Source organism: Corallococcus terminator (assembly GCF_049194865.1).
In the GTDB taxonomy this organism is placed as follows: Bacteria; Myxococcota; Myxococcia; order Myxococcales; family Myxococcaceae; genus Myxococcus; species Myxococcus terminator_A.
In genome coordinates this window covers 108,518-133,646 of the sequence record NZ_JBLZWL010000063.1, presented here as the reverse complement: position 1 = coordinate 133,646, position 25,129 = coordinate 108,518, and the positions used below count along the sequence as shown (strand labels likewise).

Annotated in this window: 25 protein-coding genes; 8 read left to right on the top strand and 17 right to left on the bottom strand. The window is 68.8% G+C overall.

The annotated features are described in order from the left end of the window. From ACN469_RS20455 to ACN469_RS20445, 3 genes are all read left to right on the top strand, one after another. A partial coding sequence (locus ACN469_RS20455; RefSeq protein WP_498770385.1) for a phosphotransferase occupies window positions 1–453 on the top strand: 453 nt, incomplete at its 5' end. 66 nt (window positions 454–519) lie between these two features. Next, complete coding sequence (locus ACN469_RS20450) at window positions 520–1,344, top strand: helix-turn-helix transcriptional regulator (RefSeq protein WP_498770383.1); 825 nt, start codon at window positions 520–522, stop codon at window positions 1,342–1,344. 36 nt (window positions 1,345–1,380) lie between these two features. Beyond that, a complete protein-coding gene (locus ACN469_RS20445) occupies window positions 1,381–1,980 on the top strand; it encodes a hypothetical protein (protein ID WP_498770381.1) in 600 nt (199 codons plus the stop codon). Between the two features lie 74 nt (window positions 1,981–2,054). On the opposite strand, the gene ACN469_RS20440 is transcribed toward ACN469_RS20445, so the two are convergent. The 12 genes from ACN469_RS20440 to ACN469_RS20385 form a co-directional block, all read right to left on the bottom strand. Next, complete coding sequence (locus ACN469_RS20440; RefSeq protein WP_498770379.1) at window positions 2,055–3,938, bottom strand: FG-GAP-like repeat-containing protein; 1,884 nt, start codon at window positions 3,936–3,938, stop codon at window positions 2,055–2,057. 76 nt (window positions 3,939–4,014) lie between these two features. Further along, window positions 4,015–4,446: an ATP-binding protein gene (locus ACN469_RS20435; RefSeq protein WP_498770377.1), complete on the bottom strand. Its 432-nt coding sequence runs from the start codon at window positions 4,444–4,446 to the stop codon at window positions 4,015–4,017. A gap of 132 nt (window positions 4,447–4,578) precedes the next feature. After that, the gene (locus ACN469_RS20430) at window positions 4,579–5,337 is read right to left on the bottom strand and encodes a PIG-L deacetylase family protein (protein WP_498770376.1); all 759 of its coding nucleotides are present in this window, start codon (window positions 5,335–5,337) and stop codon (window positions 4,579–4,581) included. Further along, entirely contained in the window at window positions 5,334–6,620 is a 1,287-nt protein-coding gene (locus ACN469_RS20425; RefSeq protein ID WP_498770374.1) for a glycosyltransferase family 4 protein, read from the bottom strand. The genes ACN469_RS20430 and ACN469_RS20425 overlap by 4 nt, the downstream gene beginning before the upstream one ends. Further along, window positions 6,617–7,483 carry a sugar phosphate isomerase/epimerase family protein gene (locus ACN469_RS20420; protein ID WP_498770372.1) on the bottom strand — a complete coding sequence of 289 codons (867 nt, stop codon included), beginning with the start codon at window positions 7,481–7,483 and terminating at the stop codon, window positions 6,617–6,619. The genes ACN469_RS20425 and ACN469_RS20420 overlap by 4 nt, the downstream gene beginning before the upstream one ends. Window positions 7,484–7,486: 3 nt before the next feature. After that, on the bottom strand, window positions 7,487–8,962 hold the full coding sequence (locus tag ACN469_RS20415; protein WP_498770370.1) for a YcaO-like family protein: 1,476 nt from the start codon (window positions 8,960–8,962) through the stop codon (window positions 7,487–7,489). Continuing rightward, the gene (locus ACN469_RS20410) at window positions 8,959–9,792 is read right to left on the bottom strand and encodes an MBL fold metallo-hydrolase (RefSeq protein WP_498770368.1); all 834 of its coding nucleotides are present in this window, start codon (window positions 9,790–9,792) and stop codon (window positions 8,959–8,961) included. Before ACN469_RS20410 ends, ACN469_RS20415 begins: the two co-directional genes overlap by 4 nt. Further along, the gene (locus ACN469_RS20405) at window positions 9,783–10,817 is read right to left on the bottom strand and encodes a Gfo/Idh/MocA family protein (protein WP_498770366.1); all 1,035 of its coding nucleotides are present in this window, start codon (window positions 10,815–10,817) and stop codon (window positions 9,783–9,785) included. The genes ACN469_RS20410 and ACN469_RS20405 overlap by 10 nt, the downstream gene beginning before the upstream one ends. Before the next feature lies 1 nt (window position 10,818). After that, window positions 10,819–12,021, bottom strand: coding sequence for a class I SAM-dependent methyltransferase (locus tag ACN469_RS20400; protein ID WP_498770364.1), 1,203 nt, complete (start codon window positions 12,019–12,021; stop codon window positions 10,819–10,821). Then, the gene (locus ACN469_RS20395) at window positions 12,018–12,950 is read right to left on the bottom strand and encodes an HD domain-containing protein (RefSeq protein ID WP_498770362.1); all 933 of its coding nucleotides are present in this window, start codon (window positions 12,948–12,950) and stop codon (window positions 12,018–12,020) included. Before ACN469_RS20395 ends, ACN469_RS20400 begins: the two co-directional genes overlap by 4 nt. A gap of 7 nt (window positions 12,951–12,957) precedes the next feature. Then, the gene (locus ACN469_RS20390; protein ID WP_498770360.1) at window positions 12,958–14,184 is read right to left on the bottom strand and encodes an inositol-3-phosphate synthase; all 1,227 of its coding nucleotides are present in this window, start codon (window positions 14,182–14,184) and stop codon (window positions 12,958–12,960) included. Between the two features lie 207 nt (window positions 14,185–14,391). Further along, complete coding sequence (locus ACN469_RS20385) at window positions 14,392–15,834, bottom strand: MATE family efflux transporter (RefSeq protein WP_498770358.1); 1,443 nt, start codon at window positions 15,832–15,834, stop codon at window positions 14,392–14,394. Between the two features lie 382 nt (window positions 15,835–16,216). On the opposite strand from ACN469_RS20385, the gene ACN469_RS20380 reads away from it, so the two are divergent. Next, window positions 16,217–16,984, top strand: a complete 768-nt coding sequence (locus tag ACN469_RS20380) for a hypothetical protein (protein WP_498770356.1) — start codon at window positions 16,217–16,219, stop codon at window positions 16,982–16,984. 40 nt (window positions 16,985–17,024) lie between these two features. On the opposite strand, the gene ACN469_RS20375 is transcribed toward ACN469_RS20380, so the two are convergent. The 3 genes from ACN469_RS20375 to ACN469_RS20365 all read right to left on the bottom strand — a co-directional run bounded on the left by ACN469_RS20375 (window position 17,025) and on the right by ACN469_RS20365 (window position 19,554). Continuing rightward, the gene (locus ACN469_RS20375) at window positions 17,025–18,491 is read right to left on the bottom strand and encodes a hypothetical protein (protein ID WP_498770354.1); all 1,467 of its coding nucleotides are present in this window, start codon (window positions 18,489–18,491) and stop codon (window positions 17,025–17,027) included. Between the two features lie 111 nt (window positions 18,492–18,602). Beyond that, window positions 18,603–19,079 carry a hypothetical protein gene (locus ACN469_RS20370; RefSeq protein WP_498770352.1) on the bottom strand — a complete coding sequence of 159 codons (477 nt, stop codon included), beginning with the start codon at window positions 19,077–19,079 and terminating at the stop codon, window positions 18,603–18,605. A 79-nt stretch (window positions 19,080–19,158) separates the two neighbouring features. Continuing rightward, window positions 19,159–19,554 carry a hypothetical protein gene (locus ACN469_RS20365; protein WP_498770350.1) on the bottom strand — a complete coding sequence of 132 codons (396 nt, stop codon included), beginning with the start codon at window positions 19,552–19,554 and terminating at the stop codon, window positions 19,159–19,161. Between the two features lie 438 nt (window positions 19,555–19,992). Here ACN469_RS20365 and ACN469_RS20360 point away from each other — a divergent pair, with 438 nt between their 5' ends. Further along, entirely contained in the window at window positions 19,993–20,781 is a 789-nt protein-coding gene (locus ACN469_RS20360; RefSeq protein ID WP_498770348.1) for a hypothetical protein, read from the top strand. A 21-nt stretch (window positions 20,782–20,802) separates the two neighbouring features. On the opposite strand, the gene ACN469_RS20355 is transcribed toward ACN469_RS20360, so the two are convergent. Then, window positions 20,803–21,468 carry an O-methyltransferase gene (locus ACN469_RS20355; RefSeq protein WP_498770346.1) on the bottom strand — a complete coding sequence of 222 codons (666 nt, stop codon included), beginning with the start codon at window positions 21,466–21,468 and terminating at the stop codon, window positions 20,803–20,805. Here ACN469_RS20355 and ACN469_RS20350 point away from each other — a divergent pair. From ACN469_RS20350 to ACN469_RS20340, 3 genes are all read left to right on the top strand, one after another. After that, window positions 21,438–22,283, top strand: coding sequence for a TetR/AcrR family transcriptional regulator (locus ACN469_RS20350; protein WP_498770345.1), 846 nt, complete (start codon window positions 21,438–21,440; stop codon window positions 22,281–22,283). The two genes, ACN469_RS20355 and ACN469_RS20350, sit on opposite strands and share 31 nt — an antisense overlap. A gap of 170 nt (window positions 22,284–22,453) precedes the next feature. Beyond that, window positions 22,454–23,014: a DUF1993 family protein gene (locus ACN469_RS20345; RefSeq protein WP_498770343.1), complete on the top strand. Its 561-nt coding sequence runs from the start codon at window positions 22,454–22,456 to the stop codon at window positions 23,012–23,014. A 269-nt stretch (window positions 23,015–23,283) separates the two neighbouring features. Further along, window positions 23,284–23,721 carry a DUF1801 domain-containing protein gene (locus ACN469_RS20340; protein ID WP_498770341.1) on the top strand — a complete coding sequence of 146 codons (438 nt, stop codon included), beginning with the start codon at window positions 23,284–23,286 and terminating at the stop codon, window positions 23,719–23,721. Window positions 23,722–23,748: 27 nt separating this feature from the next. Here the strand turns inward: ACN469_RS20340 and ACN469_RS20335 are convergent, their stop codons facing one another. Further along, window positions 23,749–24,969 (bottom strand): CapA family protein, encoded by a 1,221-nt coding sequence (locus ACN469_RS20335; protein WP_498770339.1) that lies wholly within the window; start codon window positions 24,967–24,969, stop codon window positions 23,749–23,751. Window positions 24,970–25,129: the final 160 nt, after the last annotated feature.

Here is a 25,129-nt window from a genome sequence, read left to right as displayed (position 1 = left end):
GAGACGCCCGACCAGGTTCGTACCGGCTGGGCCTCCGACATTGCCCGGGTCCGGAACGAGTTCGACGTTGCCGAGGCGCTCAGCCGTCGCTGGGAGAACTGGCTGGGTGATGACTCCTACTGGCCCCGACACGTCACGCTGACGCATGGTGAGCTGTACCCCGCCCACGTCCTGCTGGCCCCCGACGACACCCTCACCGGAGTGCTCGATTGGACCACCGCCAAGGTCGGAGACCCCGCCCGCGACTTCGTGTTCCAGAAGATGCTCGGCGTGGACGCCGTTTTCGAGGCCACCGTCGACGCCTACGTGAAGGCCGGCGGGCGGGTCTGGGACCGGCTGGGCGACCACTGCCTGGAGCTGATCGCGGCCACGCCCATTGCCTACGCCCTCTATGCCCTGACCACAGGTCAGCCGGCGCACCGGGAGGCCGCGGCGGCGCAGTTGTTGCCCTGACGGCCCATGGAGGGCTCCGCGCGGGGATGCGCGGCAACCGCGAACGCTGGCATATGCTGGAGTCCCATGGCCCAACTGCTGACCCTCCTCGAGTCCGAGCAGTTCCGCGTGCTCGACTCGCGCTGTCGGCATCCGCGCGCGGGGCCCGCGGAGGAGCGGGGCGGGGACCCGGGGCACCTGGTGCTGCTGCGCCGCGGCTGCTTCAGCTACCACCGGGGGCCGCGGCGCTTCGTCGCCGACCCCTGCACCGCGCTGCTGCACCACCCGCGCGTGGACTACCGGGTCGGCCATCCGGGCGCGGAGGGAGACGACGCGACGGTCATCAAGCTCGCACCGGAGCTCTTCGACGAGCTGTGGGGCCGGCGTGGCCCGGACCATCCGGAGCTGGGGCTGAGCGCCGAGGTGCACCTGCGTCACGCGCGCGTGTGTGCCGCGCTGCGCGACCCGGGCGGAGACCGGCTCTCGCGTGAGGAGACGGTGTTCGCGCTGCTCGAGGTGGTCGCTTCGGACAGGCAGCGCGCGGAGGCCCCCGCGCGCGGAGACCGGGGCGCACGACGCCGCACGGTCGGCCGCGTGCGCGCGCTGCTCGCGGCCCAGCTCGCGGCGAACCTCTCTCTCGACACCGTGGCGAAGGAGGCCCGCTGTTCGCCCTTCCACCTCATGCGCCTCTTCCAGGCGGAGACGGGGCTGTCCCTGCGCGCCTACCGCCGCCAGCTGCGGGTGCTCACGGCGCTGCAGCGGCTCGCGGAGGGCGAGCGGGACCTCGCGCGGCTCGCGCTGGAGCTGGGCTTCTCGCACCACAGCCACCTCTCGCAGAGCGTGCGCCAGGTGCTGGGGAAGAGCCCCGCGCGCCTGCGTGCGGAGCTGCATCAGGTCCGAGCAGGTTCCTGACAGCGGGGCGGCGCGCACGCCTCTAGCTTCGCGTGCATGAACCCCCTCCACCTGCTCCGGCCGCTGTTCTTCGCCTGCTTGCCCGCCCTCGTGTTGTCCCCGTTCCCGGGGCTTGCCCAGGAGCGCGCGGCCTCTGTGCCTGCCCAGCGCGATGGCCAGCGCGACTTCGACTTCGAGATCGGCACCTGGCGCACGCAGCTGAAGCGGCGCCTGCGTCCGCTGACGGGCTCGAACACCTGGGTGGAGATGAAGGGGACCACTGTCGTGCGCAAGGTGTGGAACGGCCGCGGCAACCTCGTGGAGCTCGTGGCCGAAGGGGAGGGTGGGCGCTTCGAGGGCCTCAATCTGCGCCTGTACAATCCGCGGACGCGCCAGTGGAGCCTGCACTTCGCGAGCAGCCGCGATGGCACCCTCGCCGTGCCGACCGTGGGCGAGTTCAAGGACGGACGCGGTGAGTTCTACGCCCAGGAGCGGCTCGACGGGCGCGCCATCCTGGTGCGCTTCGTCATCTCGAACGTGACGCCTGCTTCAGTCCGCTTCGAGCAGTCCTTCTCGGACGACGGCGGCAAGACCTGGGAGGTGAACTGGATTGCCCAGGACACGCGGGTCGACGCGGCGGACGGCGGGGCGAAGTAAGGTGAAGGCGCCTCTGTAGAACCAGGCGGAGAGGCAGCATCACGCCACCAGGTCCGCCTGGCACAGCCAGTGGACTACAGGCTCCCGAGTCCGGACTGGACGACAGAGGTCACGAACGCGTTCGAGCTGTTGTAGAGGTGGACGTTCACGAAGGCATTGCCCCGAGCATCGTCCTGCACTTGCACGATGTCCGCTCGCCCGTCCAAATCCACATCTCTCGCGTGAAACGACAGGGCCGCCGTCGGCGTCGAGATACCCGTGGAGGTCACGCCCGCATTCACCATGGCGGATCCATTCCAACGCCAGAGCGTGACACGCAAGCGGCCGCCATCACTCCAGAGCTGCATCAGATCTGGCACTCCATCGAGGTTGGTATCTCCCACCAGCCAGTCCACCGCGCTCCAGCGGACGCTCGTGAGCGAAAGCCAGGTCGTGATGAATTGCGTCTGCCCAGTGCTGGTCAAATCATTCTTGAAGAGACTCAGTTCGACGAAACCACCACTATTCCGTGCCTGAATCACATCACTCCGACCATCAGCATCGACATCGATGACGAAGAACCTCGAATTGGCAACCGGACCCGTTACACCAGGCAGGGTGGCCCAACCGTTGACGTACCCCGTGCCATCGGCCTTGTGGACGATGATGCCGACGGTGCCAGCATTGTTCCAGATCTGAAAGATATCAGTTTGGCCATCAGCATCGACGTCGCCCGTCAGCCAGTCGACGGCCCCATGACCCGCTGTCGTCTCTGTTGCCGAAACCGTCTGATAAACGTTGTTGGATGTCGCGGAGTGTACCGTGATCTTGAGCTTCCCGTTTGGCTGAGCCCCCAGTTCGGCGATATCCGTTCGGCCATCATTGTTGACGTCAACGGCAAGGTACTTCAGCGCCTGAGTCGACCCCAGGAGAGAAGTCGGATTCACCGACGCGTACCCGGAGCCAGTCGAGCCCCAGAGAATCAACCCGAGCTGCCCGTTGTCGTTCCAGAGCTGCATGATATCGGTCTTGCCATCAAGGTTGGCGTCACCGGTCAACCATGCCACGGCCCCCGAGCCCGCGGGCATGACGCTGGCCCACTGCGATCCCACTGCGTATTGATGCAGGGACTTATTGAGGTAGATCACCAACGCGCCTTGATTGTCGCGCAAGTAGACGGCATCAGGACGGTTGTCTCCATTGACGTCCACGAGCGGAAGCAACCGGCTCCTCATCCCCTGATACCAGGAAGAAGGCCCATAGGCGGCTTGCGCGCCCTCGATATCCAGGCGACTGATACGCCCTGAGTAGTTCCCGGAGAGGTTGCAGTAGTTCATGATCGAATCCCGATCGTAATCCGTCAGGTACGTCCCTGGCCCAGGGGCACCTGAGCCGCACTCAGGGTCTGTGCCATTCGGAAGACGTCCGGGGTTGTCGTCACGATCCATCTCGTGAGCAAACCCGAGGGTGTGTCCGAACTCGTGAACCCCAAGGTGCTCCAATCTGCTCTGTGCGCCTTGCGTCCCGATGATGATCCCCCAGCTGAAACCCTGGAATTGGTCATGGAATGCACCCATCCCCATCAGGGCCGAACCTCCACCGGCACTCCATGGTTCGTTCGAATCGAGGTCGAGGCGCGCTCGCACGTACCGCTGGGTGCTCGGCGGATTGGTTGATGGTGCCGGACAGTCGACGAACTCGGTGAACTGGATGTTGGCGTAGCGTTCCCAGGTGTTTCGGATGGCATTGCGAACGACCGCCTTCTGGTCGATGGCCCCCGGAGTACTCCAACAGACGGGAACCACGTTCCCGTTGGCGGTCCAGAGCGTCACACCATTCTGGACATACAGACCATCCGTTCTGGACGCTGGGGCATCCGTCAGCGACGGCTCGCTGGGAACAGGCGCGTCGCACGCCATGGCCAGCCCCCATGCAACAAACATGAGCTGTCTGGCAAATCGAGTCGGGCGTTGATTCACGAGGAGTATCCTTCCGTGGGGGAGCGCGGGGGTCGAAGCCGGAGATGTGACGCACTGGCCATCACGGCCTCGATGGTCACGTGAAAACCGGCCAAAGGAAGAGGACCCAAACAGGAGGATTCTTACCCCGCGGACTCGGAAGTTCGCAACTCCGTGGCACCCTTGGTGCGCCAGCTACGGGACCGAACTGGACGACGTGAGCATGGTGCAGCAGGCGGTCCAGCATCGCGGCCACGGCCGCGGTGTCGCCCAAGAGCCTCCCCTGGTCTTCAACCGGTCTGTTGGAGGTGTTGAGGGTAGAGGCCCGCTGTAAGAGCTCGCCGTGCCTTGCCGTGACGGATACCCAGGATTCGTGAAACTTCCATGCCTCACGAAATGAGCGGCATTTCAGGGAGCAGGAGAAAAGTTGGAGATGTTCCGTCAGGAGGCGCAGGGCGCTGAACGCTGCTGACGCCACCTCGTCGAAACCTCGGATGTTCGAGCGGGCGGAGGGCCGGAACTCGAGCATCGAGGCCGCGCAGTGTCCTTGGTGTTTCCGCCCCCGCTTCGCCGACACAGGAACTCGAGGGCGTCGCGCGCCTTGCTCACTCGCTTTGACGCACTGCTGAACGACGCAGGCCTGCCGCACCCCCGCGGCCGCTCAGCTGACGCCCTCCGTCAGGAAGACCTCCGCGGCTCCCGTCCGCCCGTGGGCCTCCGCCTCCCGGTGGTGGAAGGCATTGAGCATCCGTGCCACGCCCTCCTCGCCTCCGAACTGGAAGCCCAACTGGGTCCCGTAGCAGAGACAGCCCTCCACCTTCCTCGTCAGGTGCTCCGTGATGTCCACCGCCAGGGGCCGCAGCTCCCGCGGCAGCGCGGCGTCTGGCTTCGCGTCCGGCTGGCGCGCGGCGTAGGGCGTGTCCCGGTAATACCAGACGCGGTTCGACGGAAGGCCCAACCCCTGCACCGCCCGCACCACCTGCACGTGGTCCACGTGGCTTCCCAGCGCCTGCGGCACGAAGACCCGGTCCGGCTTCAGCTCCCACAACACCGGCATCAGATACCGCGCCACCTCCGCTTCGATGGCGTCATCCGCTCGCGGGGGCTGGAACAGCGCTTCCGCGCTCGCGTAGCCCCGGTGCGGCGCCTCCTCCAGGTCCCCCCAGGCCAGGACGTCTACGCCCAGCCGCTTCGCGAACGCCCGGTCCTCCTCGCGCCGGAGGGCCATGTAGTCCACCTCCGGCCCCAATCCCTTTGCTGTCTGGCATCGCAGCGCGAAGCCCTTGGGCTCCGGTACCGACCGCGTGAAGACGGTGATGAGCGCCACCGTCCACCCCTTCGCCTTCAAGGCCGCCAGCGTCCCCCCACACGAGAAGGCCACGTCGTCCAGGTGCGGCGACACGAAGAGGGCCGTGCTCATAAGAGATGCGGCGCCGCCCGGAACCTGCACGTGGGGTCCGCGCTCTGCTCCGTCGTCGCCGGGTCGTACAGGCGCGTCCACCGCGTGTCCGGCCGCGTGCCCGTCAGCTCCGCGTACACCCCCTGGATTCGCCGCCCCACCGCCCGCCACGAGTACAGCTCCCGCACCTCGCGCAGCGCCGTCGTCGCCAGCCGCTCTCGCAGCGGCGCGTCGTCCATCAGCCGCCCCATGGCCACCGCCAGCGCGACGCTGTCCTTCGGCGGCACCAACAGTCCGTCCCGCCCGTCCTCCAGGCAGTCCACCACCCCCACCGCCTTCGTCGACACGATGGGCAACCCGGACGCCATCGCCTCCAGCAGCGTGTTGGAGAACCCTTCCGAATACGTGGGCGACACGAACAGGTCCCCACCCCGGTACAGGTCCGGCGCCTCCGAGTAGGTGGACATCCCCGTCAGCTCCACCGTGCCCTGAAGCCCCTCCGCCTCCACGCGCGCGCGCACCGCCTCCACGTCCGGCCCAATCCCAGACACGCGCAACCGGAACCTGCGCCCCTCCGCCACCAGCCGCTTCGCCGCGTCCAGCAGCTCCATCACGCCTTTCCGCGCGTCCACCCGGCCGTGGTACAGCCACACCGGCACGTCCCGAAGCTCCCCCAGCCTCGACTCGCTCCGCGGATGGAAGCGCTGCGTGTCCGTGGCGCCCGGCACGATGGTGAACCGCTCCAGCGGCGTCCCATGGTGCCCCTGCACCTCCTCCGCGAAGGACCGGCTGCCAATCAGCAGCGCCCCCGAGTGGCCCAGCACCGCGAGCATCGCCTGCTTGTGCGTCTCACAGCACGTCCCCACCCAGTGCCCGTCACCGCCCTGGATGGAGACGACGTTGGGCAGTCCCAGACGCCGCGAAGCCTCCAGCGCCGCCAGGCCACAGGGATAGCCATACTGCGCGTGGATGAAGTCGAAGGGCCGGCGCCGGTGCTCGCCAATCACCGTGTCCACCAGGTCCTCCACGTCCTGCTCGAAGCTCGCGGGCTGACCCTGGTTGATGCGCTGCTCGCCCCGGGATTCGCGCCCCAGGACGTGCGCGCCCGGAATCCCCGGCGGCGGCCCGCCCCCGTACACCGCCATGCCCGCGGCGTCGTTGCGGTATTGGCTCACCATCGTCACGTCATGCCCGCACGCGACCAGCTCCCGCACCAGGTTGAGTGCATAGACACTCATCCCCGATATCGCTGGGAAGAAGCGCCGGGAGATGAAGCAGATCCGCAGCCGGTTCACGTCGTTCACGCCGCCACCTCCGCGCCCGTCGGCAGGCGCGCCCTCAACCATTCCAGAGCCCTGGGCACCAGCTCGTGCGCCCGGTGCGCATCCCTGGACAACTCCACGCACACCAGCCGGTCGTAGCCCGCGCGCGCCAGCTCCCGCAGCACCGACGGCACGTCCACGTCCCCCTCGCCAAACGGCAGGTGCTCATGCACGCCGCGCTTCATGTCCTCCAACGCCACCGTGCCCAGCACCGGCGCGAACTCTCGCACCGCCTCCGCCGGCACCCGCTCACCGGTCACCAGCAGGTGCCCCACGTCCAGGGCCAGCCGCACCGGGGGCGCGCCCGCCGCCGTCACCCGCGCCTGCAACCGGCACCAGTCGTCCACCGTCTCCACCAGCATCCCCGGCTCCGGCTCCACCGCCAGCACCACCCCGCGCGCCGCCGCGTACTCCGACAGCCGGGCCACCCCGTCCACCAGCCACGGCCAGGCGGCCTCCTCCGTCACCTCGGCGCGGGGCACCCCCGCCCAGAAGGACACCGCTTCGCCCCGGCACGTCGCGCACACGTCCACCGCGCGCTTCAGGAACTCCAGGCGCCGCGCCCGGCCCGCGGCGTCCGGCGTGACGAGCGTGGGTTCATGCTTGCGCCGCGGGTCCAGCAGGAAGCGCGCCCCTGTCTCCACCACCAGCCCCAGCCCCAGCCGCTCCAGCAGCGCGGCCAGCTGTCCGCTCCGCTGCTCGAAGTCCGGCGCGAACGGGTCGAAGTGGTGGTGGTCCAACGTCAACGCCACGCCTTCGTAGCCGCTGTCCGCGATGAGGCGCAGCGCGTCCTCGAAGCGGTGGTTGGACACGCCGTTGGTGTTGTATGCGAAGCGCAGCGCCATGGCTCATTGCCCCCCGAAGCGACGGCTCGCGAGCACCGCCGGCACCGCGTGGCGGGACGGCTCGCGGTAGAGCGCGTACAGCCGCCCCACGCGCGCCTCCGCCAGCCGCGCGTTGAACCAGACCGGCCCCCCCAGTCGCTCCTCGGCCTCCGGCGTCAGCCGCACCGGCAGCGCGCCCGGCGGCGGCGCGCCCATCCCCACCAGCGGGTCCTTGCGCTCCATCAGCCGCGCCGCGTTGCGCTCGCCCAGGCGGCTGTACGTCATCGTCTCGACCTCCAGCCCCGGCACCAGCACCTTCACCACGTGCACCGGGTGGTCCGGAGGGGACAGGTCCGCGACGAGGATGTCGAAGCCCGCCGCATGAAGCCGCCGCACCACGTGCTCGCACCGCGGAGCTGGGTCCTCCATCCCCGGCACCCGGGGCAGGTCCTCGAAGCGCTGGGTGCGCCGACGCAGCAACGTGCTCGCCGTGAGCTCGCGCAGCACCGGGGCCGGCAACTGGGCCCACTCCGCCATGGCCTGCAGCGCGCGGGGCTCCTCGGAGGCCACGTCCACCAGGGGGACGAACCGCTCCATGTATTCCCTGGGCGCGACGCGAGCCACTTCGCTCAGCGGGCCGTGCGAGAGGACCTTGCGCGACCGGGAGCTCGCGAACTCCAGCAGCGCCTTGCGCAGCGCCCTGTCCCGGTCCGGGTCGGCCGCCTCGCCGCAGGCGGTCACCATCAGCGGCTGGTTGTCCACGGACAGGTCGCGGCCCACCACGTAGACATTCACGAGGCCGAAGTCGGTGCTCGCGAGCTTCGCCATCACCTCCACGCCCGCGCGCTGGTAGCGCTCCAGCAGCTCTCGCACATCCGGCGTCAGCGCCGCGCCCTCCAGGTCCAGCACCACGCCCTGGTCCATGGCGCGGAACTGGAGCCCGTTGCCGTCGCGTTGCAGCAACTCCAGCAGGCCGTGCGCCAGCGCCTGCTGCCGCGTCCGTCCCGCGCCCAGCCCGTTGGTCAACGGCTTGACGAGCGGTGTCTTCCCCCGCAGGTGCCCGTGCCGGACGGCGATGAACTCCTCTGGCACCAGCACCTTCTCGCCAGTGGAGAGCCGCTTCATCTCCCCCCAGACGAGCGGCATGTCGGGCCGGTAGGGACTGCCCGCGGGCAGTCCCAGGGTGAGCGGATCCGCCACCGCCGCGTCGCCAAAGGTGGTCACCAGCTCCGCGTAGGTGCCGTGCACGCGGGGCATGCGCGGCAGGGCCTCGTCAGCGCAGACCTCCTCGGTGAGCTCGCCCAGGGCCCCGACGCGCGCCTCTTCCTCGGTGGCGCCGTAGCCAGTGCCGTGAAGGATGTCGCCGGGCCTGTCTCCCACCCGCAGGCTCGCGGAGACCACCGGCACGCCCAGCCGGTCCAGTGGATCCACGCGGAAGATGGGGAATGTTCCCGGAGGCATGACACGGAAGTAGGCATTCAGGGCTTCAGTCAGGCTCATGACAGCTCCTCCAACGGAACGGGACGGGTGTGAGGCATGCCCGAGAGCAGCCGGTCGAACAGCGCCAGCGCGTGCTCGCGGGTGACGCCGCGCGCGAACTCAAACGGTGTGAAGACATTCTCGAACGGGAGCTGCTCGAGCACCGCGCGGTAGCGGCGCAGCTCCGCGTGGCTCAGCGGAATCGCGTAGTGGAAGCCCTTGTGACACGACAGCGCGGTGGGTCGGCCGCGCGCGTCCAGCTCCACCTTCAGCGCGTCGCCGCAGAACAGCGAGCGGGTGCGCGCGTCGTACAGCACCATCTGGCCTTCGTAGTGCCCCGCCACGCAGTGCAGCGTCAGGCCCGGCGCCAGGGTGTGCTCGTCATCCACCGGCCAGCGCACCTGGAAGGACTTGCTGTACTGGACCGCGTCCCGGTGCAGGACGAGCAGCGGGTCGAAGCGCTCCTGCAACTGCCACAGCGCCCCGAAGCCGTGCGGGTGCGACGCGGACAGCACCTGGATGCCACCCATCGCCTCCAGGGACTCCAGCGCCGGCCGCGAGTACCAGGGCGCGCCCTCGAACGCGACGTTGCCTTCGGGGCCGCGCAGGAGCCACCCCGTGGAGCCCAGGCCGAAGCTGGGCGTGCAGGTGAAGCCCCAGATGCCGGGCAGCGTCTCCTCCCAGCGCGTGCTCAGGCGCTCCGACACCTGGCCCACCGTCTGGAACTCCCAGCCGTCGCGCGGCAGTGCGTTGCGCACGTCCAGGCAGGTGGGGCAGCCCGTGGGCTGCTCGCGCGGGAACCCCGGCTGCCAGGTGCCGCAGTGGGTGCAGGCGTAGCGTGTCAGTGACATGGTGGAAACGCCTTCCCCGAGTGGAGCGCCTGCGACAGGAGCCCCACGAGGCGCACGTCGCGCTCCGGGGCGAAGGGCTGCGGACGGCCGTCCAGCACGCACGCGGAGAAGGCTTCCACCTGATGGAGGAAGGGGCTCCGGTCCTCGTCCGGGGACAGGTGGAGCCACGTCTCCTCACCCGTCCTCGCGTCGGTGAGCGACACCGTGCCGCCAGGCGTCTGCCCCATTGTCTTGTACGCCAGCGCGCGCGCGCGGGTGCCGATGAGCTCCAGCGTGCGCCGGGGGTACGCGTCCGGGCAGTTGTAGGCCACCTGGAGGAGCCCCAGCGTGCCGCCGCGGAACTGGCCCATCAGCACCGCGCCGTCGTCCACCGGGTAGTCGTGCACGCGCCGCTGCGTCATCGCGGTGAGCGACCGCCATTCGTCCCCCAGCAGCACCTCCAGCAGGTCCAGCCCGTGGGGCGCCAGGTCGATCATCGCGCCGCCGCCGGCCTGCTCCGGGTCGATGCGCCAGTTGCTCGGAGCCCAGTCCGCGGGCAGCCAGCATGCGTAGTGGATGCGCGCCTGGGTGATGGTGCCCAGCGCGCCCTCCTTCACCAGCGTGCGCAGCTTGCGGTGCGCCGCGTGGTGGCGCTGGTCGAACGCGGTGGCGTAGTGCACGCCCGCGCGCTGACACGCGGACACCATGCGCAGCCCGTCCTGGGCCGTGATGGCCATGGGCTTCTCGCACAGCACGTGCTTGCCCGCCGCCGCGCAGGCCTCCGTCATCGCGGCGTGCAGGTGGTTGGGCGTGGCGATGTAGACGGCCTCCACGTTCCGGTCCGCCAGCGCCGCTCCCAGCTCGGTGTGCCGGACGGCGTCGTCCGCCTGGATGCGCATCAGCGCCTCCGCGTCCGAGTCGCACAGCGCCACCAGCCGCGCGTTGCTCGCACCCTGGAGCGCCGGGATGACGTAGTCCCGCGCCACCAGACCGCACCCCACCACCGCCCAGCCCAGCGTGTGGGCCCCTGGCTTCGCCCCGGACATGTCACCACCTCTCAGGAAGGTTCAAGAGCCACCGCCGCCTCACGAGCGCGTCGCGCTGCTCGGGCGTCGCGCTGGTGGCGGCCCGCCGCAGCAGGGCCGTGTCTCCGGGCGCGTCTCCCCGCAGGTAGTGGGCGCTCGCGTACTCCGCGGCCAGGGACGGCGTGGGCCAGGCGGGGCGCACGCGGCCGTCGTGCTCCTCCAGCAGCGGATTGGGGCGCAGCATTGCGCCGGGCACGGCCACGCCGAAGTCGATGGACCTCCGGCCCGGCGCCGCGGGCCACGCGAAGCTCAAGCCCTCCGCGCCCTCCAGCTCCGCCAGCGGGGAAGCAGGCACGGTGCCGCCTTCGAGGAAGCGGGTGACGAAGGCGGCGTCGTCGTAGCAGGCGGCCCCGGGCATCAGCGCCGCGTATTCGGTGGGGCTCAGCGGCGTGCCGCCCACGCCCCGTTGGTCGACCAGCCGGTTGTGGGCATGGCCCACGAGCACGCGGCCGGAAGGCCCCGCCACGCGGCGCAGCTCCGACAGCGCGCGGGCCTTGTCCGACAGGAAGTAGAGCGCGTCGTGACACAGCACGGTGGCGCCCTCGAGCGGCGCGATGGGCAGGTCCGCGGCTGCGTCCGCGCAGAGGAGCACGGCCTCCGGCACGACGAAGTGACGCGCCAGCCACAGCTTGGCGAACACCACGTCCACGCCCACGACGGGGGTGCCCCGGAGGGACACCTCGCGCAGCACCTGCCCGAGGCCACAGGCCAGCTCCACCACCCAGGGCGGCGCGTCCCAGTGCTGCTCCAAGAGACCCAGCGCGCTCAGGAAGGTGGGCGCGGACTGCCGGTGCGCGAAGTAGGGGGCCACCGGCCCGAAGCTCAGTTGCTCCATGGCGTCGCGAAGCCCCAGCGCCCCCGACTCGACGCCCGCCACGACGGAGGCGGTGGCGGCGAGGGAAGGGGGCGGGATGCGCGCATGGTCGTCCTGGTCCCGCAGCAGCAGGGCCCGCGCGTGACGCCGGTCGCCCTGCTCCAGCGCGGTCACCACGGCTTCGCGCAAGGCTTCGCGGCCGGCGCGCAAGAAGGGGATGCCGTCCACGACGGGCCAGCGGGTGGTTCCATCCGACCAGAGCTCGGGCGACACCTGGGTCAGGGGCAGGCCCGTGAGGGGATGGCGCGGATGCGGCGGCGGCGCGGCGGATTCCTTCGGCGGAACTCTCATGGCCACACCGCTGCTTCGCGAAGGACGTCGTTGCCGAAGGCCCACAGCGGGCCGGGGTGGATGAGCTCCAGGTCCTCCATCGCCTGGCGCAACGTGAAGGCCGCCGCGCGAGCGTGGGCCTCCAGCTCCAGCACCCGGTCCAGCGTGTCCGCGGCGTTGAAGGCGCGCGCCTCCGCCGAATCCACGTTGCCGGTGAGCGTCAGCGCCTGGCGCACGGCTTCGGAGAGCCGGGGCGAGAGCTTCGTCAGGGCAGCCTCCGTGAGGCGCTTCATCAGGGGCTCCAGCAGGTCCCCCAGCAGCGCTTCGCCGCTGTAGCCCGCGTCCGGCAGCGCCGCGTTGAAGAGGTGATGCGACAGGCCCGCCAGGAAGGGCAGGGTAGGGGCCGCGCCGAAGCGGGGGGACACGAGCACCGCCCCCACCGCCACCGCGTAGCAGTGGTCGGCATGGCTCTCCATCGGTGGCACGAGGAGGCGTGCCCGGCCGGGGGACGTGGCCCCGGCGCGAGGTTGGTGCACCAGCCGCTCCACGAACGCGGGCGGCGGGCCGTGGACTGCCTCGGAGGAGGGCATCAGCGCCAGGGACAGCTGCTCCCGCAGGCCTGGGCCCAGCGGACCCGCCACCGCGTCCAGGCCCCGGCGCAGCACCCGCGTCGCGTCCAGCGGGGACAGCCCCGCCCGCTGGAGGATGTCCGCGTCCAGGCCGCCGAGCCGCACCGCCGCCACCGCGCGCGCCGTCTCCTGGAGCGCCACGGTGCCGGGGTCCACGCCGGCCGCCAGGGCCGCCCACGCGCGACGGAAGCCGTGGGCCGCCAGGCCCTCCGGATGGTCCGGAGTGCGGATGCGCTTGAGGTCCATCAGCTCCGACAAGAGTGGACGGAGCTTCGCCAGGCGGCTCGGGGCCGCCGCCGTGTCACGCGCGGGTGCGGTCATGGTGGTGTCAGCCCCTGACGCGTTCCGGGGTGTGCTCCGCGCGCGGCACGCGGCCCTTGGACAGCCACGTCATCAGATTTCGCTGCTGTTCGGCCATGGCGTGTTCCACGGGCTGGCCGTCCGGCGACATGGGGGCCTTGAAGAAACACCCCAGCGCGTCGATGACGCCGCCCTCGCCGCGGCGCTTGGCCAGGTCCAGCGTGCGCGCCAGCTCCACGACGAGCGGAGCGGCGAGGATGGAGTCCCTGCAGAGGAAGTTGAGCTTGATCTGCATGGGCTGCCCGAGGAAGCCGGTGACGTCGATGTTGTCCCAGGCCTCCTTGTTGTCCCCGCGCGGGCGGTAGTACTGAATCTGGACGATGTGGTCCTGGACCTTGTAGCCAAGGATGCTGTCCAGGGCCGCGCCCTTGGTGTCGAGCTTGTTCTGCTTCGACGCCGGGTCGTTGAGCGCCTCGCCGTCGCGGTTGCCCAGGATGTTGGTGGAGTACCAGCCCTCCACGTGCAGCGCGCGGTCTCTCAGCGCGGGGGCGAGCACCGTCTTGAGCAGCGTCTGCCCCGTCTTGCCATCCTTGCCGGCGAGCGGCGCGCCGGTGCGCTTCGCGAGCGCGAGGAGCGCGGGCACGTCCGCGGCGACGCTGGGCGTGAAGTTGGCGAACGGCACGCCGTCCACGATGGCCGCGTACGCGTAGAGCATCGCGGGCCCGATGTCCGCGTCATTCGCGTCCAGGGCCTTCTCGAAGGACTCTGGCGTGGCGAACTCCGGCCGGGTGAGGTCCACGCTCTTCTCCGTGGAGGCCAGGTTCACCACCACCACGCGGTCCAGCTTCTCGTCCTTCTTGAAGCGGGTGAGGTCGTCGCGGATGGCCTGCACCTGCTCACGCAGGGAGCGGGCCTTCTTCGTCGCCGTGTCGACGATGTTCTTGCAGAACTTCGCGTTGGAGGCCGCGGCCCAGGGGCGCATGCGCTCCATCGTGGGCGTCACGGCCGCCAGCTGGGCCTCCGTCAGCACCGCGTGGTTGCGCGCCGCCTTCGCCAGGTCCTCCTCGAACAGGTCCCAACCGCCGAACGTCAGCGAGTCGTACTCCGCCAGCTCCATGCCCTTCACGTTCGCCAGCGGCAGCCCTCGCGTGTCCACGAGCCCCCGGCGCAGCAGCTCCATGCCCGCAACCGCAGTGGTCGCCACCGCTCCGCCCACGCCTACAATCGCCACTCCCAGTCGCTCGTTGCCCGCCATGTGTAACGCCCCTCACCAACCGTTGCACCCTGGGACTCGCGGCGGTGCGTCCGGGGGCGCTCCGGGGTGTCGGGCGCCTCCGGTGTCCCGGGCGCTCCGGGGACCCACACGCTGCGAGAGTCCCGGGAAAGTCGGCATATGGGCGAGCGCTTTCAACTCAGCCCCCGGGTAGTGCCGACTGTCCAATGCCGGGGGGCCGGTCCGGCATCAAACGTGCCGCAGCTTCCACCCACCCCTGCGGAAGAGGGCGGCGCTGGTCAGGCCCAGCGCGCCGTAGGTGACGGCGATGGCGACGAACACGCCCGTGGGGCCCCAGCCCAACGGATGGCAGAGGACATACGCCAGGGGCAACTGGAGGCCCCAGGAGAAGAGGGCGTTCACCACGGTGGGCGTGGTGGTGTCCCCCGCGCCGTTGAAGGCGTGGGGCAGCACGGTGACGAAGGCGTAGAGGACGAGGCTGCAACTGACGATGCGCAGGCAGCGCGCGGCGTGCAGGGCGACTTCCGGGTCGGAGGTGAAGCGGTGGATGAGGGGCTCGGCGAACACCAGGAAGCCCACCGCCACCACGCCCAGGAAGCCGAGCGTGTAGAAGCTGGCGCGCCACGCGGCGCGTTCGGCCCGGTCGGTGTCGCCCGCGCCCAGGCTCTGGCCCACCAGCGTGCCCGCCGCGTGGGACAGGCCCCAGGACGGCTGCTGCGCGAAGAGCAGGATGCGCATGGCCAGCGTGTAGCCCGCGAGCGCCGTGCTGCCGAAGGTGGCCACGATACTCATCAGCACGAGCCAGCTGGACATGCCCAGCAGCGACTGGAGGATGGCGCCGCCGGACAGCTTGAGCAGCGAGCGCAGCGTGGACAGCTCCACGCGCAGGTGACGGCGGTGCAGCTCCAGACGTCCGCTGCCCTTGAGCAGGCGGTACACCTGGTACAGCACGCCGGTGGAGCGGCCCACGGTGGTGGCCAGCGCCGCGCCGGTGACGCCCATGGCGGGCACGGGCCCCAGGCCGAAGATGAACAGCGGCGCGAGCACGATGTTCACGGAGTTGGCCAGCCACAGCGCGCGCATGGAGGTGGCCGCGTCCCCCGCGCCGCGCAGGATGGCGCTGATGAGGAACAGCAGCATGATGATGGGGAAGCTGCCCAGCATCAGCCTCGTGTACCCGAGGCCGTGCTCCACGACGCCGGGAGCCGCGCCCAGCGCGACGAGGAGCGGGCGCGCGAAGAGGCTGCCGGCGAGCGCCAGCGGCACGGACAGGGCCAGCCCCAGTCCCAGGGCCTGCACGGCGGTGCTCGCGGCGCGCTCCGGGTCCTTCTGGCCGATGCGGCGGGCGATGAGCGCGGTGGCGCCGATGGACAGCCCCAACGGCACGGTCTGGAAGAGCGTGAGCACGGACTCGGTGAGGCCCACGGTGGCGATGGCGTCCGCGCCCAGGCGGGACACGAAGAGCACGGCCACCAGGGCGAAGATGGACTCCATCACCATCTCCAGCACCATGGGGACGGACAGCAGCAGGAAGGCGCGGTCCACGGGCCCGGTGGCCAGGTCCTCGGTGGAGCCGCGCACGGCCAGCCAGAGGGAGGCGAGCAGGCCCTTGAGTCCCGAGGCGGCAGGGGAGCCGCCAGGGGCGAAGGAGTCGGTTGGGGGTTGCGTCATGGATTGGGCGGAGCAACAGGACGCTCCGCGCCATTCATCCCTCGTGGTTCCCCGCCTGCCGGTGCCGGGGCCCGGGTGGATTCAGGGGCATGGCCTCTGGTCCCCGCGTCGGTTGTCTGGCGGTGTGGACCTGTCCAGGCAGCGCCCGCTCGATGTGCCTGGCTACCTGCACGCGCGGCGGAAGGACGACCTGGTGTGGGGGCACTCCCGCCGCGTCCGACGCTGGAGGACGAGCGCGGCGACGAAGGCACTCAGGGACGCTGCTTCCGGGAGTACGACGCGATTTTCGCCGTGCACGAAGCGGAGCACCTCGTGCTTGGCTGGTGGCCTTCGCGAAGCTCCAGGAGGTTTTCGGGTGTCTGCTCTCTTCGTAGGACGTGTCGTGGCCGATGAGCTCCGCGGGCCGACCCCGCTCGAGCTCGTCGATATCCTCGTCGCCAAGGAGGCCTTCAACAACCTCCTCGAGGTCATCGACGAAGGCCTCGAGCCGAAGAAGGCAAACGAGCTGCTGCGGTCCGCCGAGGGGCGCGCCGAGCTGTTCGAGCGCGCGTGCGAGTCGTTCGGCGCCTTGTTCGAAGAAGATCTCCGCGAATCGATTCAGATACTTCGCGGTCCTCGCCTCGATCAATGCCTGGACGTGAACCTCTTCAACCTCCGTGAGGCCTGGACGCTCGGGACCTTGTTGCTGCCGCCGGAGGAAGCACCGCTCTCCCGGTACCTGCGCGTCGAGCTGATGGCCGTACACCCCCAGGCAACGCTGCCCATCGGGCGGAGATTCGGCCCCGAGTTGTTCGGGCGACATCTGCTCGCGAATATCGAAAGCGTCGCTTACGAGGAGCGGCGAATCTACACCCGGCTGGAGCGGTTCGGCGCGGGGGCGGCGATGGACCCATCGCGCTTCGGGAACGAGGCACAGGAAGAGGCGAGCAGCATCGTCTTTCTGGCGACGATTCCGGAACGGAAGGAGGGCGTTCCGGTCGACCCGTTCTGGAAGAAAGCGCTCAAGGGGCGCACCCTCGAGACCGACCCCGACGACCCCTCCGGGTATAAAGCCTACCACGCGGAACTCGCGCTGTACTTTCACCCCTCGTGGCTCGAGAAGCCGAACCGCGGAGCGTTCGATTCGACCGCCTTCGAGGACCGGCTCTGACTCATGACACCGAACCGTCGCTGGCGCGCGGGGCGAGCGCCTACTCCAGAGCGGGGCCCGGAGGACACGCGAGGTCGGCGGGCAGGGACCATAACTGGGGCTCGAGCGTGTCGTCCTGCGCGCTGAAGTAGACCCATTCCCCGACGCGGGTGAAGCCCTGGGGAGAGGAGCCTCCCGAGATGTCCGCGGCCTGCCCCGTGGATACGGCCGTGCCCCGCGTCACCCAGGGCTCGCTGTAGTAGATGGGCGACGTGGCCCCGCCGAAGAGCACCGCGCCCATGCCCGTGGCGTAGAGGGGGGACCAGTAGTACTCCGAGATGCTCAGCTCGACGGGGAGCTGCACGGTCCCCTCGGCGGTGCCATCCGTCACCCAAAGGCCCACGCGCAGCGCGGCGGGGCCAGGGAAGGGGCTGCCGATGGCCACGGAGAAGTAGAGCCGCCCGCCGGAGCTGGTGGTGTTCTGCAGGTAGGGCGTCGTCCCTTCCATGTCCGCGTAGGGATTGGGCAGCACCTTGACGGTGGCCTTGCCTCCTCCAGCGAGGGACAGGCGATACAGTCCCATGCGCCGCGTGGTTGGATCCGCGGACGTCAGATACACCGACGCCCCCAGCGCCCCGAGCAGCCGCATCCTCCGGCCGAACGCGTCCAGGCGCACCGTGCCAGCCGCGCTGCCATCCGTCTTCCACACCTCGGTATTGGGGCCGTCGAACAGGGTGAACAAGCCCGGGGCTCCGCTGTCGGGGCTCCTCACGTCACCCAGGGGTGCCCCCTCGGCGTCCAGCCGCTTGACGAAGGAGGTCCCGGAGGCCGTGCCATCGGTCCGCCACAGCGCGGTGCCACCGCTCGACCCGGAGAGGAAGAAGAGCAGGGCGTCGCCCACCCTCAGGCGCTGCCCCTGGAGCGTGGCGAGCACGCCGAAGTTCACGACTTGCACCGTGCCCGAGGCCGTCCCATCCGAGCGCCACAACTCCACCTGTGTCCCCGCCGCCACCGGGGTGACTCGGAAGAACGAGAGCGCGCCGTCCAGCGCGGTGGGGAGGGGCAGGGAGGAGCCCGCCGTCCCCGGCATCAGGTCCGCCACCAGGTGTGTGCCGGCCTCCGTGCCGTCGCTCACCCAGAGCTCGTTGCCGGTGTCGGGATTCCACACCTGGAAGAACACCTGGCTGCCCACCGGGACCAGCGCGCCGAGGCCCCTGTTCCGCCGGGGTGTCACCGCCGGGAAGGACTTCACCGGGAAGGTGCCCGCGTCCGAGCCGTCGCTGCGCCACAGCGCGCTGCGGCCATCGCGGAGGTTCACGGCGAAGAAGAGGGTCCCCTGGGCGTCCACCAGATTCACGGGAGCGGGCTCGTCCCAGGGCGGGTCGTCGCCCGGAGGCATGACGACCTTCACCCGCTGGGCCACGCCCGGCGCGCAGGCCTGGGCCTTGACCGCCTCAGGTGTTGGGTCCAGTTCCGCGCACCCCATCAACCCCAGACATACCAGGGCGAAGCCATACTTCGAGTGCATGTCGCTCCCTCCAGAGCCAGGAGGGCAACGGTGGGAGCCACCAGGATACGGAGCAACTGCCTTGGAGCGCGTGTCGCCGCGCGAAAGCAGACACTCTCCAGTTCGACGCCGCTACTCGCGGAGGATGGCTGAAGCAGAGGCGTGAATGGCACCACTGTTGATGGCGACCGACAATTGCCGCATGACTTCGAACTGCTGGTGGCCCGTCATGTCCTGCATCAGCCGCCGGAGCTCCGCCACTTCGTGCGGCCCCCAGCGGCGAGCGTCGGCCGCATCGCGGATGAGCTGTTGCCCCTGCGCCAACGCCGCCACGCTCTCGGGTGACGAAGGGAGTGGTTCGGGCACGGCGGCTTGCATCGCGCTGCTCGGCCCGCGCTCAGGCGGAGCGCGGGTCTGGGACTCCGCCAGCCTCGCCTCGACACGAGCGAGCTGCGCCGTGAGCGCCTCCAACTTCGAGTCCTGGCGCGCGAAGGCTTCCGCGAACGCGTCGTTGCCCGGGTGAGGCGGCACCCTCATCCACGCCACGCCGTAGCCGAGCATTCCGGTCAGCAAGGGAATGAGGAACCGGCTTCGAGAGGGAGTGGCCACCGCGGAACCTCCGAATACACATCGACAGACAGAGCGGCCCGCCGTGAGGGGACCGCTCCGCTGAAGGAAACACAAACAACTACGGCGTCATGGGCGGGTAGCGGGAGTCATTGCGCACCTCGATATCCGTGCACTCCCCCGCCGTGTCCCACTTGAAGAGAATATAGGAGGCCGGGCCAATGCTCTGGATCGCCGCAATCAAGTTGGCATCCATGCTGGTGCAGGTTCCATAAGTACCCCAGGCGTCCCGCGCCTCGCAGAGCAGATAGGGCGCAATCGCGCGGCGTGCAAACGTGTGACATCCAATGAACTGCAGGACATCCGCGCTGCCGCGGGCATCCCCCATGTTGCCGGCCGCAAGGCGAACTCCCGGATCGACCGTGACATTGAAACTGAACTTGGCTCCGGCATGCGCGGTCCCAATCAACCCCAGGATGGAACAGACAATCACTGCCGGCTTCGCGAACGACCTCATGCTGACCCCTCTTGTTTTCTGAGCCGATAAAGTGAAAAGACAATCTCGGCCGCGAACATATAGAACAATCCGTAATATCAGATCAACACCATAAAGCCCGGCATGGAGGCCGCGGTCCGATGCGCCGAACCACTCGGGAAACACTTCCATGTCGCGGAGGTTGGCGGGGACGAGCCGCGCATGTGGCGCGGGGCATTGGGTCTGAGAAGACCCGATCCTTTTCCCCGGCGAGCATCTCCTACACTCGCTCCCTCGCTCGGTTGCCCCCTCCGAGGAGCACGCCGATGACGAACCCTGGTTTGGCCCGACAAGTGCCGCGAGGGGGGATGTCTGTCCCCTTCCCGCGTCACCGGTATAGAGTGAATCTTGCCGAGGGCTGTATCGATGAGTCCAGCTCCGGTGCACGCACCTTCTTCCGAGCAGTGCTTCCCTTCAAATATGCCATCACGTTCCTTGCACCGTGCCTTCGGCTTCACCGCGACACTGGGTCTTTGCGCTTGCGGTGGTCCCGACAATACCTACCTGCTCGACTTCGTTTACGGCTCGCACACGGCCCTGGTGACTCCGGATGACAGCATCGACCAGGCCCCCACCTTCGTCTCGTACGACGGCCTCTTCTTCAAGGTGGAGACCCTGACCTTCAGGTTGGCGGACCTGCGGATGGACCTGCCGACCGAAGTGCGCTGCGAGGACGCTGAAGAGGTGCTCTCCCCGGCGATGTCCTGTCAGGACTCTGTGGCGGGGTCCCCTGGCGTGCTTCACCTCCAGGGCCCCGTGGAGGTAGGCACCGGCAAGCGACTGTCCGTAGGGGGCGAGCAGGTCTTCATCCCCCGCGTCTACTATCCCGGCATCGACACGCGGTGGGACCCGGGGACACCGGAGCGCCCCAGCTTCCAGCTTCGCGCGCGCTTCACCTACCAGGGAAGACCCCGCGTGCTGGAGTTCGCCTTCCAGTCGGACGCGCCCATGCGCTTCGAATACCGGGGCATTCCAATAGGACTGCCCAAGGAGTTCTCGGACCATCCCGCCGCCTTCGGCGGACGCCTGGACATGGACGGCTGGCTCAGGGACACCGACATCTTGAGCTGTCTGGAGGCAGGGGACCTGACCCTGGACGGGGACGTTCTGAGGCTGGAGACCGGACGGAACACTTGCGCGGATGTCGCCACGCAGCTGCGGCTCGACATCGAGCGGAGTGGCGACCTGTTCACCGGGCTGCGCCTGTAGACACACCCCAACCCCCTCGCTTCAGCCGAGCCGCATGGACAGCTCGACGTCCTCCGCGAACGGCGTCGAGAGATAGCCGCTCCTCGGGTCCCGAACCCGAGTGAGGTAGTCAGGGCTGTCGTTGGCGTTGTCGGCGACAACGAGAGCCCCCGGGCGGAGCCGGCCTTCGAGCATTCGCAGGATGTCCGGGTAGAGTGCCTTCGCCCCGTCGAGCAGGAGCAGGTCGATCCTCGGGGGGAGATCGAGCGCGAGCGTCTTCAGCGCATCTCCTTCGCGGATCTCCACCAGGTCCGCGAGGCCTCCCGCTTCGAGGTTGCTTCGAGCACGAGCCACCTTCGACGGCTCGAACTCACTCGTGATGACGTGGCCTCCACCATTGTCTCGGAGCGCGGCGGCCAGGTGCAGCGTCGAGATGCCGAACGACGTCCCGAACTCGACGACCGTCCGCGCGCCCGAGCTGCGTGCCAGCATGTAGAGCAGGAGGCCCGTCTCGCGCGATACGGCCAGCGCGGCGTCCTTGAGCCGCCCGTAGAAGTCGAGGTAGTCCGTCTTGCTTCGCATCATGCGCTCCCGCTCCTCGCGCGAGAGCGCCGCCACCTCCGGGATGGCGAGAGGCGACACCGCCTCGGCCTCTTGGAACAGGCGCTCGAGCAGCGGTGCGAGGGGGCTTCGTGTCAGCGTGGTCATCGTGTTCTCCGTTCCGTGCGGCATCAAGTCGTGACGGTGGACAAAATGCGACGAATCATTCAGGTTCACAATTCGCATTGACTGGAGCGCGCGTGAGCCCTCGACGAAGTCCCCGGATCTCCACGAGAAAAGAGCCTCAACAGGCGCGCTCGAACGAGCTCGTCGGGGCGGTCCTGCGCGCGGCTATTCAGGTTCTGGCGAAGGAGGGAGCACCGCGCTTCACGATGGCACGCGTGGCCGAGAAGGCCGGCGTCAGCGTCGGGTCGCTGTACCAGTACTTCCCGAACAAGGCGGCGGTCCTCTTCCGACTCCAGGCAGACGAGTGGCGACAGATGACAGCGCTCACTCGCGAGCTGCTCGAGGACACGACTCGGCCGCCGCTCGCACGGCTCCGCGCACTGGTTCACACCTTTGTCCAATCCGAGTGCGACGAGGCAGCGGTACGTGTCGCGCTGAGCGACGCCGCGCCCCTCTATCGCGATGCGCCTGAAGCCCGCGTGGTGCGGGCATCGAGCAAGGCCACGTTCGAGGCCTTCATGCGTGAGGTCCTCCCTTCTGCTCCCAATCCGGCGCGCAGGCTCGCGGGAGACCTCCTCATGACGACGCTCAGCGCGGTGGGTAAGTCCTTCTCGGAGAGCCCTCGAACGCCCGCGGAGATCGCCACATACTCCGATGCGTTGGCCGACATGTTTTGCGCGTACCTGGAGACACTCTCGGCAGCCCCCTCGGGAAAGGACATCGCTCCCTTGACCGCGGTCGACGCGGGGCATGCACAGCCTCCTCCTCCCCGACACCGCTCGACGAAGCGGCGGTGATGCCTCCCCGCTCCTTCTCCGAACCGACTGCGCACGATTCGGGATTCGACCCTTGATGAAACCCGTTGGACGTACGCTCGGCTGGCTGCGAGGGACAAGGTGCGGTAAGTATCGCATTTCATCCATACGCGCCGGTTGGCACTGGCGCATGACGCGGTGAAGGATGGGCCATGTCTTTGAATGCCTACGATCTATCTGCCGGTATGTTCGTCCGCGGACTGACCACCTTGAAAGCGCAGTTGGCGAAGGCCGAAGCCCATGCCGCTGCCAATGGCAGCGGTGAAGCGACGTTGCTGGACGCCCAACTCGCTGGGGAAGGGCGCATGCGCGGCGTTGAGCTTGCCGCGCCAGCCGACCTGCATATGTACACGCTCGCCGCTCAAGTCCACTGGGCCGCGGAGGGAGCCAGGTTGGCGATCGCGCAGTTGCTGGGTGTGCCACGGGTGCCGGCCGCGAACGATGCAAAGAGCTTCGCGGAGCTGCACCAGCGGCTCGATGCGACGATCTCGTATCTCCGAGAGATTGCGCCAGGCGACCTCGAAGCTGGCCTCGAACGAGAGATCGTGATCGAGCACCGCCGTGGCTCGATGCGCTCCAGTGGCCACCAGTTTCTGATCGCATTCGCGATCCCCCACTTCTACTATCACGTGACCACCGCCTACGGCATCTTGCGCAACCAAGGTGTGCGGCTCACCATGGGCGACTTTCTGGGCAACTGGGGGACGAGTTGAGTTGAACTCCGCCACCCGCTCAGCGGGCCGTGAAAGCGGACGAAGTGAGTACACGGCGCGAGGTGACGGAAGAAAGCCGATGCGGAGCGGTGGGCAGTGTCGACTCCCCTCGGTGCAAGCGGAGTTTCGTCTTCAAGAATCGCCCCGGAGAACGACGCCTTGCCCGCGCGATGGTGGGGGCGCGACCGGGCCGGTGTGCCGCGCGCCTGACGCTTCCGCTCCCGCGCGCGATTGCGTAGCGTGAGGTGCCCGAGTCGGGAGGAACGCTCATGGTCAAGAAAGTCGCAGCCAAGAAGGCGGCGGTCAAAACGCAGAAGAACAAGGCCTCGGTCGCCGAATTCATCGCCGCGGTCGATGACGATGCCAGGCGCGCGGACGCCAAGGCGATCGACAAGCTGCTGCGCGAGGTCACCGGTGAGAAGCCCGCGATGTGGGGGGCGTCGATCATCGGCTATGGCTCATACAAACTCACGAACACGATGGGCGAGGCGGATTGGCCGAAGATCGGCTTCAGCCCACGCAAGGGCGCGACCGTGCTCTACATCGTGCCGGACTTCCTCGCGTCCGATCCGCTGATGGAAAAGCTGGGGAAGTACAAGAACGGAAAGAGCTGCCTCTACATCAACAAACTCGCTGACGTGGATCAGAAGGTGCTGCGCGAGCTGGCCACGCGTTCGTGGACGCACATGAGCGAGAAGTACGGGTAGGAAAGAGATGCCCGACCTCCCAAGGGCTCAGTCGGTTGAGGTCGAGACGAACTCGATGCACGAGGTGGGCAGTCCGGAGTCGGGCCGAGGGGTGACCAGCCTTGTCGGAAGCTGTTCGGCCGCGCAGCAGCGTTCGAGATAGGCGACCACCCGCCTGCCTTCGTCGTTGTCCGCGGACGCGTGTATCGGCTCGTTGGCCGGATTGATGATGGCCGGCAGGAAGCCGGCGGAGATGCGCCCGGATGGCGCGATGTGAATCACCGCCGCGCCGGTCAGCCTCGAATCCGGGTGGAACGGCAGCAGTGGGTAGCCTTCCCTCGGGCGAATCATGTACTCGCCGAACCTGCGGGCCCAGGCAGCCATCTCCTCCGGCCGTCCCACGCCCAGGTACCCGTCTTTCGCGAGGCGCTCGGGGAGGTTCGGCAGGTCGAACACATAGTGTCCCAGACCGTAGAAGATGGGTTTGCCGGCATGGAACTCGACACCGCGGAGCATGTGATGATGGTGACCCACGACGATGTCGGCCCCGTGGTCGATGGCGAGTCTGGCCGTCCGTCGTTCATGGTCGGTCAGCGAGAACGGAACGGTGGCGTCACCCCAGTGGAAGCTGACGAAGACGATGTCTGCCTTCGCGCGTGCTTCGGTCAGGCTGCGGATGAACACCTTCTGGTCCTCGACCAGCGGTTCGGTGCTCACCACGGGGGCCATGCCCGGACTCCATGAGGTCAGCTCCACGGGCGTGTAGCGGGTGTGTGCACGGAAGGGCGCGAGCCCCGGGATGGCCGGGCGCGCCTCATAGCCGTAGGGGAACACGGAGCTGAAGGCCAGAAAGGCGAGCCGTCTTCCATTGCGCTCGAGATACACGGGCGCGGTGGCCTCCGCGAGGTTCGCGCCCGCGCCCACCGTGGCGATGTCCAGGTCCGCCAGGGTTCGGCGCATGGACAGGAGCGCGGCGTGTCCCCCGTCGAGACTGTGATTGTTGGCCAGGGACATGATGTCGAAGCCCGCCCTGGCCAAGGGGGCGGCGTTCGCCGCGGGCGCGGTGACGGCCGAGCCGGCGCTGGGGGCACGATGGATGTCGTCGCTGAAGACACCCTCGCAGTTGCCGAAGACGACATCACCGGAGCTCAGGACGTCGCGGGCGGAGGAGAAGGCCGTCGCCGGGTCGTCGCGGTCCACGAAGACATCGCCCACGGCGAAGAGCGACAGCCCAGGTCCATCCGCATGAGCGATGTTGTTCGAGGCCACGGTGCACTCCTACATCCTGCGGGTATGCGTTCCTCTCGCCTTGTATCAGACTTGGGTGTCGCAGTGGATTTTCGCGTGTTAAAGGTCCGGGGCCGCGAGCTGCGTCGGACCCCCCTCCGCGTGGCGGCCGCGATGTGTGTCATTGCTTCCAGGAGCTCCC